This window comes from Candidatus Omnitrophota bacterium, assembly GCA_040755155.1.
Taxonomy (GTDB): Bacteria; Hinthialibacterota; Hinthialibacteria; order Hinthialibacterales; family Hinthialibacteraceae; genus JBFMBP01.
In genome coordinates this window covers 125,820-136,297 of sequence record JBFMBP010000039.1, presented here as the reverse complement: position 1 = coordinate 136,297, position 10,478 = coordinate 125,820, and the positions used below count along the sequence as shown (strand labels likewise).

At 52.3% G+C, this 10,478-nt stretch carries 7 protein-coding genes; 4 read left to right on the top strand and 3 right to left on the bottom strand.

Annotated features, from left to right (window positions below):
* Positions 1–68: 68 nt before the first annotated feature.
* Complete coding sequence (locus tag AB1656_05470) at positions 69–500, top strand: hypothetical protein (protein MEW6234818.1); 432 nt, start codon at positions 69–71, stop codon at positions 498–500.
* A gap of 558 nt (positions 501–1,058) precedes the next feature.
* Here AB1656_05470 and AB1656_05465 read toward each other — a convergent pair.
* The 3 genes from AB1656_05465 to AB1656_05455 all read right to left on the bottom strand — a co-directional run bounded on the left by AB1656_05465 (position 1,059) and on the right by AB1656_05455 (position 7,230).
* A complete protein-coding gene (locus tag AB1656_05465) occupies positions 1,059–1,676 on the bottom strand; it encodes a GerMN domain-containing protein (GenBank protein MEW6234817.1) in 618 nt (205 codons plus the stop codon).
* Positions 1,677–1,747: 71 nt separating this feature from the next.
* Complete coding sequence (locus AB1656_05460) at positions 1,748–3,067, bottom strand: N-acetylmuramoyl-L-alanine amidase (GenBank protein MEW6234816.1); 1,320 nt, start codon at positions 3,065–3,067, stop codon at positions 1,748–1,750.
* Positions 3,068–3,342: 275 nt separating this feature from the next.
* Positions 3,343–7,230 (bottom strand): hypothetical protein, encoded by a 3,888-nt coding sequence (locus AB1656_05455; GenBank protein ID MEW6234815.1) that lies wholly within the window; start codon positions 7,228–7,230, stop codon positions 3,343–3,345.
* A 216-nt stretch (positions 7,231–7,446) separates the two neighbouring features.
* Here AB1656_05455 and AB1656_05450 point away from each other — a divergent pair, with 216 nt between their 5' ends.
* Genes AB1656_05450 through AB1656_05440 form a run of 3 tightly spaced genes read left to right on the top strand, consistent with a single transcriptional unit; the run spans position 7,447 to position 10,039 of the window.
* Positions 7,447–8,328 carry a metal ABC transporter substrate-binding protein gene (locus AB1656_05450; GenBank protein MEW6234814.1) on the top strand — a complete coding sequence of 294 codons (882 nt, stop codon included), beginning with the start codon at positions 7,447–7,449 and terminating at the stop codon, positions 8,326–8,328.
* Positions 8,312–9,157 (top strand): metal ABC transporter ATP-binding protein, encoded by an 846-nt coding sequence (locus tag AB1656_05445; protein MEW6234813.1) that lies wholly within the window; start codon positions 8,312–8,314, stop codon positions 9,155–9,157. The genes AB1656_05450 and AB1656_05445 overlap by 17 nt, the downstream gene beginning before the upstream one ends.
* A gap of 9 nt (positions 9,158–9,166) precedes the next feature.
* Positions 9,167–10,039 carry a metal ABC transporter permease gene (locus tag AB1656_05440; GenBank protein MEW6234812.1) on the top strand — a complete coding sequence of 291 codons (873 nt, stop codon included), beginning with the start codon at positions 9,167–9,169 and terminating at the stop codon, positions 10,037–10,039.
* The last annotated feature ends 439 nt before the right edge of the window (positions 10,040–10,478 follow it).

The window sequence follows — 10,478 nt, the reverse complement described above, 5'->3', positions numbered from 1 at the left end:
ATTATGATCGTCGCGTTGAATCGCCGAGTAAGGAGCAGGTGCGGTAATGTTTAGGTCAACGACTTCCGATGTATCAGCCGTTTCCAGCGTCGTGGCAAAAGGTCGTCAGACCATGCACCCCGTCCCCTGCTCCTCCTCTAAAATTCCGTACGGCGGGTTTTCCCCAGTACGGCTTCAAACTGGAATTCGACGGCGACCTTCGTCCAACCTCGACTTATACGCCGCCACAGCCTCGTTCTCAGGTTCCTATAGTCCTTGCGGACATTTTAGCGGAACCCTCTTATGGAGGCGATCCAGTCCAGAGGCCCTTGGCTCGCCAGCGGGTTATGCTGTCCCGCCGGGTCATCGCTTACTATGGCCTCATCCGAGCCTCTGGTCCTCTCCCGTCGGCTTATTATTCTTCGTCCGACGGGGATGCTTCGGATTACTCCGGAGGGCCAGAGGGTCCCCAATTTACTCTGCCTGTCTGTCCCTGCGCGCCATCTTCCGTACCCCGGTAGACTCAGCGGCTGCTCTTGACTGTTGCTTCACCGCTGACGTTGGCCTTCACCTTTTTCGTACAGGCTCGGCATCCACAATTTCCGCGCGCTCCGGTTCCAGTGTGGATCGTGTCACGAGGCTGCAAAGTTCGCTTAATGCTACGGCCCGCAGGTTTGCTAGCCCTGCACCGGCCAGGACGTTTACATCCGAGCTTTCACCTCCCAAGTCGCCTCGCAGAGGCGTCGAATATGACTACGCGGTCAAACAGCCAACTACCGCGACCGGACTTTCACCGGCAAGACAGGCAGCCTTATGGGCTGCGAACGAAAACGCGAAATAAAAAAGAAAATCACGAAAAAAAAGGAAAAAAATTGTGGAAGGGATCGCGCCGTATGAATGAATTCCCGTGAAATCCGTAATTCGAAAATTTCGTGGAATTCGGGCCGTTTCGAGGTTTCGCGATTCAAAAACGCGGCAAGAGAAAAGTTAAGGCGCTGTTCATGAATGTTCTATTTAACTTGCGGAAAAAGATCAGCCCTCTGGGAGATAGAACAATTTCAATTGAAATGAAGCGCTAGTCACTGTTTTTGGGATTGTACGGGATTCAGCACTAAGGAATGATCGGGGCGGAATGGAAGAGACCAATCCCATAGAGTATTAAAGTTGTTTTGTTGGCTCGCAATCGCTCCCCCCACTAGGATGAATACGTCTTTCACCGCCGTCGATTGAGCCGCCGCCGTGTTGACGATGCTGTAAATCGTCGCCCATTCGCTTAGGCCATGTCCTGGCGCCATGGCGAGCAATTCTTTCGAAAAACTGATGTAAACTCTCCCGTCCGGCTCGCTCCAAAAAATACTTTCCAATTGAGTTCCTTTGGGGATCGGAGAAATCAGGTTTCTCGATAAAGGCCCCCGCAAAAGAAATTGCAGCGCAACTTCGATTCGTTCTGTAATGGAATTGGTAGGAGCGATTTCGCGTTTTTCCACGGCCAATTGCTGCTGATCTTCCGTAAGATAATACACTTCGACTTCAATGGATAGATTGCCGGGTATTGCCGCATTCGGCTTCGCAGCGGCGTTCGGCGCAGGCCTATCGCCAGCTGGGACGTAAACTTCCTCATAGAGATAATACACCGTCCCCAAACTACCGATGAGGAGAATGACTAATAAAAGAATGATTAGGGCGCGTATATCCATGGGTTCGGATTTCTAACCTCGATTCATGCCAAAACAATCAAACTGGCCATGTTATCCTCATCGTTCGTTTGTCATGGAACCTGGGCGCCGTTCGCCGCTGTGGGCCATTGATAAAGAAAATCGATAATAGCTTTCGCTATGTGATAAGCGATTTTCTCTTGGATGCGGCCGCTGGAAAGATATTGGGCCGTCATTGGGTGATTGAGATTTCCTAATTCGACGACGATGCCGGGCATGGTCAAACCGCGCAGCGCTGCCAGGCGGGCGGGCCGAGGATTGGAATCGAGTTGGACGATGCCTTCATTTTGATAGCATTTTTGCATCTCCTGGTTGACGATTTTTCCCAAGAGGTTGCTGGCGATTTCCTGATCCTGATAGGCCGCGCGCCAGGATTTGCACAAGAGCGGCGTTTCCCCCGGTTCTTTTCCCATCGGCAAGGGCGCATCCAACACTCGATTCATATAAAAAACCGCTCCTCGAGAAACCCGATCGGAATACAATGAGCCGCATTGGACGCTGACGAAAACATTGCCCTCCCCTCCATTAGCCGCCTTGATCCGCTCGTCGTTACCTATCGCTAAATCCTGTCCCCTTTTCCGGGTGAAAACGACTTCATAGCGGCGTTCGTTCAGAAGTTCTTTGGCTATCTTTTCGCATAGGATCAGCGTCAGTTCTTCTTCGCGCACTTCGCCGACGCCGCCCGCGCCAGGATTGGTCCGGTCGTTGCCGGGATCGAGAACGATTATTCTTTTCGTCCATAAATCGCCAGGAGGGGAGACGGGAGTTTCCGCCGTCCAAGGAATAATGGGCGTCTGATATTGTAAAGGCAAAGGCGTCCCCCCCGCGGGATACAAAAACGGCGTAGGAGTGGGAGGCGGAGGCGTTCGCGTAGGATAGCGAAAAATATAATCTTGGGGAGTAGCCGCCGCTAACGGTAGAGCAGATGGGCTTTCGGAAGGCGCGGCGGCGGTTGGGATCGTCTTCGCACTTGCTTCCGTAAATTTAACGTTAGGAAAAAGATAGGTTACGGCGAAATGGGACGGGATATAGATGCGCCCGTTGCGCCGGATCGGGGGGGCGGACGCATGGCGCAAGATTTTGGAACCGGCCAGGATGCGTTGATCCCCAATTTTAATGCCAAACCTCTCTCCATTCGGCGCATTGAAGATCATCGTCCCAGAAAAAGAGTCGTATTCCCATTCTTTGTTGAGATAGGGCGCAATTTCCGAGGCTTGAACGTATTCCGATCCATCCAGGAGAACCATCGTCAAGCGGATCGTTTTCCCGCCGATTTCGCCTATCAACACGCGATCGGCTTTTTCCGCCGCCATGGCTCCGACGGTTAGGGAAAAGACCGCCGACCAACCAATTATCCATCGCTTCCAATTCATTACTTTATCGAAAAAACTCGGATGCGGATTTTTATAGAAACTTTTGCGAGGCTCGCTTCGCTCAATCCACCCAGCGATTTACTATTACGCGGTTCTTGCAAAAATAGTATAATTTTCTTTTCAATTCTCCCCCCAATCTTGGGGGGAGTTAGAGGGGGGTTGATTTTGTTAGACTTATCTCAACCCCCTCCTAACCTCCCCAAGTTTGGGGGAGGAATAATGTAGTTTTGCAAGAGGCTCATTACTATATCGAATTTTAAAGTTTATGTGAAAAATCATTCGTTGGGGAGGCGTTCGTAAGGCGGATGAAGAATTCTTCCCAATCCTTCCGATTTTCCGCCGTCTAAACGCACGTGATAATAGCGTATCGCATAGTGCGCCGCCAATTTGATGATCACCCAATGATGATCGCCATGCAAGCCGAATCGGTTCGGCGATTCGGTTACGGGATACGCCAAAACCGCTTCACCCCCGGATGAAACGGAAAAATTCTGCTTCGGCGAACCGATGGAGGATAGAGAATACTCGCCCGCCAAAAGCGATGGCCAGGATTCAACGGGACCGATCAGACTGACGAAACCGGAAATATCATAAGGAAAAGTATTTTTCAATTGAACATTAAACGCTTCTTCCGTCAACGTCATCGACAAATCGAGTTCGGGAATCCGTCCAAAATGCGCCAAATCCTCCAGAACGATTCCATCGTATTCTGTTTTCGCCTTAAAAAAGCCGTCTCTTTCCGAGCCGTCGAGAATCAGATGAAGCGGAAAGATTTGATATCCACCCGCCTGGAGGCGATATTTTATTTTGGATGGAATCGCCCGCCAATACGGCGGCGTCGACAGTTCTACTTCTCCCTCTCGTTCTTGCGAAACGGAATTGTTGATTATCGCCAGGTCGAAATGCAGCGCCGTGGTTTCGAGAGAAATCGAATTCGATCGGCTGTCTCCCCGCAAAGAGAGGGAAAGGGGAAGAAATCCGATCGGGGCGGCGCCTTCGTTCATCCGCCAGTAGCGGGTGCGCGCTAGGCAGGGCGGCTTCGACTCTTTGGCGTTCCTGGCGAAAATCCCTTTTTCCGGTTTGAAATCCAATTGTAAGGTGAGGATTTCATTGGCGTGAGCCAAGGCGCGGATAAATTGATCTTCTCGGAATACTTCGCGTTTCCGGTTCAAGGGCGTTTCGTCGATCTGCACCGCCTTCACGGAGCGCAAATTCTGCCAATACTCCAGCCATAAATTGGATTCTTCGCCATGCGCTTCGTAAAAGCGCGCGATGATGGGCAATCCCTCGCGATTGGGATTGCGGTATTCCGCTTCGGGAAATCCCTGCGGCTTGACGGCGGAAACGAGAATATTTCCCGGTTCGATGGAAATGAAAGATTTATGCGCGGGAAGCGAACCTTCCTGCGGCTTTACTCTCAAGACATGCGGTTCGTGATTGTATTCCATCGCCCGGCGGGGAATCTCGGCGAGACGCCAATCGCCCCGGTGCAGCATGAGCCGGAATTGGAAGACGTGATTCTTCTTTTCGGCGAAATCGAAATGCCAAGGCGTTTGGGGAGATGGATAGGGCGCCGTATGCATCAATGCCAGAGCTAACGTCTGATCCGCTTCCAGGCTGCATAAAATGTTTCCGCGGTTCATTACCGCCAGGCCGAAATCCTCTACTACGGCGGGATGGTTTAGGAAACAAGCCGCCATAGGGCAATCCCATCGATGCGCCACTGTGGAACGAATCATGTCCTCCACCGCTTGCGATAAAAGGGCGTCCGTTTTGCCCGCGAATAGGAATACCGGAACGGGCGGCGCTTTGGAATCGCTGGAATGATCTTCCAGCACAAGGCTCACCCAACCGATCTCTTTCAAGCCTTTTTCGTAATAGGCTTTAGCGGCAGCGTTTTGCTCCAATAATTTATGGGTATAGGCGTTCTCCTCCTCCGTTCCGATGGAAAACGAACATTGGCGGAATAGCCGATCCGGCTCCGGATCGTCCTGGGCGAAACGAGGAGTGCAAGTTACGCCGTGGCGGGCCAGATGTATAATCAGGCGGTCGCGTATCGCCCTATGCTTATCTTGGCCAATGACCGTTTCCGATGGTCCTACGGCCAAACTGGCTTTTTCCTCTTTATTTTCCAGAAAGCGCACAAGATACGTCCAGGAAACATCCATCCACCGGTGGCAGGAATTCATGGCGTGCTGAGAATCCCAGCGGTTGAAGGAGCTGAAAAATTCCATCGCGCCGCAGCTTTTACGGTAGGCTTTGGCGTAAAAACGATCCTCCAACACGGGAATCGCTCCCTGCAAGTTCAAGGGAAACGCCAAAAGGTAGAGATCGCGGACTTGACGGGGGTCTTTTTCCAACACTTGCCGTTTACGGCCCTGATAATTATCCAGGATGGTCAGGCAATCGATAAAAGGCAGTTCGCGGTAGATGCGAATTTCCTGGATGCGGTTGCAGGGTCCCGGTCCAGCCGCTTTGATAATCAAACGGGAGGAAACGCCGCCCTCGATGGCGGTAACCGTCGCCGTTCTATCGCTGCCCAATTCCTTCTCGCCGGATGTCAACAACCGCCAGGCCGGTTCGTCTCCCGCGCCTTCCGTCAAAAGCATTACATCATGGCCTGGCTGAGGGTGATCTTGATTGATAAACTCTTTTCCCGTTTCTTTATCGATAAGGCTGACGATGCCGCCGCCCCGATGAGCATCGACGCTCAAACGGACAAATTCGTTCTCGATCCAGGCGGGCGCCGGACCTTCCATGATATAGGGCATACGGGGAATCTCGCGGGGAGCGAAATGAACGGCGCCGTAACCCGCCGCTTCAGTCTCCTTCTGCGTCCACATCGCCAAAACCCGGGCGACGGAGCCATCGGGATTCAACAGCGCATGTTCGACTTCATAAGGAATTTCCCGGCCTTGGCGGTCCATCAAAGCCTGCGAATCGAGTTCGCCTTCTACGTCTATCCAAGCGCGGACGACTCCATCCCGCCGCCAGGGGAGGCTATTGAAAACAAGATAAGAGGCCTTATACTCTTTGGGAACCATGACGGCGGAAGCCAACGCCGCCAACGCCGCATCCCGCTCCTTGACGGCGATTTCTACGGCTTCACGAAAACAATCAAGAATATCGACGAAGACCACATCCGTCCCGCATCCAGTAACGGCGTCGTGATGCTGGCAGAACAACGCCTGGCGCCACGCTTTGTCCAATTCCCGCGAAGGATAAGGATGCCCGTAAGCGGAGGCGATGGTAGACCACAGTTCCGCTTCGTAGAGCCAATTTTCCGCCAGCCGGTTGGCGATCTTTAAATCCATGCGCGTCAATTCGCAGCCTTCGTTGTATTGGGACATATCCCGCGTCACGGTTTCCAGGGCGATCTTCTTGGCGGCGACGAGCGTATCGACGCGAGAAAAATATTTGTTCGCCGCCGCACCCGTAACGACGAGGGAAGGTTCTGCGGCGGATAGTTCTCGCCCTCGGCCTACGATTTCCGCACGCGGCGGCTGCATATCCCCCGCGTCCAGGATCAGGGCGGCGTTTAGAAGAGAGCCGATTTTTTGTTGGGCTTGCAACGCCTCCGCCGCTATGGCTTTCAAATCCGCGTCCGGAGGCAGAAGATAATTCACGCGCTGGGCGTAAATCTTCGAACCATTGGGCGAGCGCCATAGAAAAAGATTAGGAACGCCGGGGACGGGAGTTGACGGATCGCGGTAATTCGTGCGCGTGAAAACCGCCGCCTGAAATCCGCATTGCTCCAAAATTTGCGGCAGTTGCGGAACGTGTCCAAATACGTCCCAATTCATATAGACGGGCGCATCGAATCCGCATAACGTTCTATGATATAATCGTCCTATCAGCAGATTGCGGATGATGGACTCTCCGCCGATAGTCGTTTCGTTCGGTTGATTGTAGGACCCGCCGCCAATGGAACGTTCCTGTTGGATTAGCGTGGAAAGCCAGGAAATCTCTTCCGGATAAAGGTCCAGATAAGGCTTCAGGTAATCGATTTCCGAGAGATATGCGCCATAATAAGGATCGGCCCGGCAGGCTAATAGATATTGCCGGACGAGGGAGAAGCATTGCTCGATATATTCCGCTTGCGTCTTGATCCAAACCGGATCGGCGTGAAATCCCGGCAGGCAGAAAGCGGCCGGGGTTTTCAATCGCAATTTTCTCAAGGATGAGCGTTTATCGGAAAATAACATCGGCTGCCATGATGAAGACGTTTCAATTTATACTCAATAACTCATGTTACGCAATTCCATCCCCTCTCCCAGAGAAAGAGGGAATTATTCCAAATGCCGCAGAATACTAGCATAACAAAGAACCATGCAATGAAAAGACCAATGAGGTATTTTAACTTAAGAACTAAGAACAATTTGGCTGGAAGAACGGCAATAGCCCTTCTCGCCGTATTTCTTTCGGTTTTTATGCAATTCTGCCAAACCGCCAACGAACCAGAAGATATTCTGGCGGCAACGGCGCTTTTCCCTTTATTCGATTGGTGTCAAAACATCGCTCCATCCGGTTCCCAGGTTGTTCTGCTTCAACCTCCTCTTGCTGTTCTGCCTTTTAGCGAACTTGATTTGACGCAGGCGAAACGGATTCATCAGGCTAAATTGATTGTGCGAGTGGGGTATGGATGGGACGAATGGGTGACAGAATATATCCAAGACGCCGTGGAAGAAAAACAGGAGATTATCGATTTGCAAAAATGGCAGGAAGAACGCATCGCCGAGATCGCTTCTTCCAGCGAGAGTGAACGGGAAACGAATCCCCGCTTGTGGCTCGATCCTATCTGGGCGCAGGAAGCCGTTCGCTGCCTTGCAGACCGGATGAAAGCCATTCTCCCGGAAAAAGAGAGTGAAATCGAAGAACGAACGCAGGCGTATCTTCTCGCATTGAATCGGCTGCATCGCGAAATCGGCGAAGCGCTCGCTATCCTGCCTCATAAGGAGTACGCGATCGCAGGCGGCTCCTTCGCGCCGTTTGCGCGGCGCTACGGCCTTGCGGAAACGGCATATGCCGATGGGAAAGAGTTGGCGGAAGCGTTGCGAAATCGGCCTCGCTCCGTTATTTTTGTCGAGACTTCGAACCAGAAGCGCGGCTTTCGCGTTATAAAGGAAGAGAAGGCGGGCAACGTTTTGCCGCTCGATGCTTTAGGAGCGCCGAACGATCCCGAACGCGGCTCCTATATCGAAACTATGCGTTACAATCTCAATTCGTTCAAGAAAGGCCTTTCCAATGGCGTTGATGGATGAACCTGCCGGGCGTATCCATTCCCCGCTTGCTGCGGGAGTCGGTTTTCATCCCGTTGTGGATATTCAAGACCTCTCCATCCGGCGCGGGGGACGCGAAGTGCTTAGCGGCGTCAATCTCGCGGTAGAAGAAGGAGATTTTCTGACCGTCGCCGGCCCCAACGGCGGGGGCAAAACGACGCTGTTGCAAGCCTTGCTCGGCGAAATCAAGCCGTCGCGCGGTCGCATCGCCGTTTTCGGACGCAAGCCCCGGCGCTGGCGGCGCGGACGTTCCGGCGTCGGCTACGCGCCCCAACGTCCCGCTTTCTCCCTCGCTTTTCCCGCCTCCGTTTATGACGCCGTTTTGATGGGCGCCATCGGCGTCAGCGGCAAATTTCTGCCCATACAGCGGGAATACAAACAACGCGCCCGTTTCCTGCTCGAACGGTTGCGCATCGATCATTTGCGAGACAACCTAATTGGAGAAATTTCCTGCGGCATGCTCCAAAGAATTCTGATTGCCCGCGCTCTGGTTTCCTATCCGCGCTTGCTGCTGTTGGACGAGCCGTTGAAAGGCTTGGACAGCGACGGGCAGACGCAATTCTTCGAATGCCTCGAAGAGATCAAGCGGGAAATGAATCTAACCATTATTCTGGTTACGCAAGAACTTCGCCATCTAGCCCAATGCTCCGAGCGCATCGCCTGCCTGAACGGAACGCTGCATTGGCACGAACGGGCCGAATTGTTCAAACGCAAGCCTTTCTCCGGCGATTATCCATGCGAATTGGACGCCGCGCTCGAAGCGGATAAGGAATGGAGAGGGAAGAAATTTCAACCGCAGGGACGGTGGTAAAACAATTCGATGGATGCTCTTCAAGATTTTTCTCAACTTCTATCTCATGATTTTGCGCAATATCCCTTTCTGCAACGGACGCTCTTGGCCGCATTGCTGATCGGCTTTTCGTGCTCTCTTCTTTCCGTATTCGTCAATGCGAAGCGGATGGCGTTCCTTGGGCAAGGGATTAGTTTCGCCGCACTGCCCGGCCTGGCTTTGGGACTATGGCTTTATCCCGCCCTCTCCGCTCCGGATACGAAAGTCTACGCCATCGCATTGGGCTTCTGTTTCGCAGCGGCTTGGCTTATGGCCTGGACCAGCCGCAAGGAAACGATTTCCGAGGATGCCGCCATTGGCGTCTATTTCTGCGTCAGCATGGTTCTCGGACAAATATTTCTGGCGCAACGAAATGGCGGAGAACAAATTGTGGATATCGCTCCCTATCTGTTCGGAAGTCTGGCTTCCGTCAGCGCGCAGGAGCTTTACTGGCTGGCAGGCATCGCCGCCGCCGTCTTGCTTGCGATTCTCTTCCTATATAAGGAATTCTTCGCTTTCTGCTTCGATCCGCAATACGCCGCGCTTACCGGGGTTCCCATCCGTTTTCTGCATTATCTTTTATTCTTTCTCTTAACGGCCGCCGCCGTTTTCTCCGTCAAAGCGGCGGGGATGGTACTCGTTACTTCTTTGTTGATCCTGCCCGGCGCCTGCGCCGCCCTGACAGCGAGACGTTTTGCAAACCTGTTCCCTATCGCTCTCGTCATAGGCCTGGTCTCGTCGGCGGCGGGCGTCATCGCCGCGGACCGGATCGCCCTTAAGCTGCCGCCCTCCTTGTTCGTCATTTCGATTCTATTCGGCGTCTTTTTCCTACTCTCGCTTTTGAATCGGCGGAAAACGGCGTGAGGATAATAGAAATGACGAGTGATAAATGATGAAAAAGATTGATGGATCAAACGACGCGATCCATCTTCCGATCTAAAATCGTCAAGAGTAAAAAAATTTTGCCCTTGCCTCCGATCGTCAACCCCGGAAAATTCACAGACGGCGAGGAAGGGCGGTTTTTTTAAATGATGATGCAAAGGAAGATTTCCTTAGAAAATCATTGCCAAAATGAACCTATTTAGCCGTATGAAGAGAAGAAATACGAATTAATTATTTCGCTCTTTCATTGCTTAATGTTTTTGTTGATCCTGTTCCCAAGCCGTTGGCCTGGGCTATCTTATTTCACCCTTTCAAGGCTTAAAAACAAGAGAGGACTTAATATCGGCAAATTCTAACGGGAGCAGAGTATCCGCTGGCAAACGGCCAATGTTGGTTAATTGAGGAATAAATCATTTCATCG

Coding starts and splice junctions, on each gene's coding strand:
- AB1656_05470 (MEW6234818.1), top strand. CDS start 69: ATGTATCAGCCGTTTCCAGCGTCGTGGCAAAAGGTCGTCAGACCATGC.
- AB1656_05465 (MEW6234817.1), bottom strand. CDS start 1,676: ATGGATATACGCGCCCTAATCATTCTTTTATTAGTCATTCTCCTCATC.
- AB1656_05460 (MEW6234816.1), bottom strand. CDS start 3,067: ATGAATTGGAAGCGATGGATAATTGGTTGGTCGGCGGTCTTTTCCCTA.
- AB1656_05445 (MEW6234813.1), top strand. CDS start 8,312: ATGGCGTTGATGGATGAACCTGCCGGGCGTATCCATTCCCCGCTTGCT.
- AB1656_05440 (MEW6234812.1), top strand. CDS start 9,167: ATGGATGCTCTTCAAGATTTTTCTCAACTTCTATCTCATGATTTTGCG.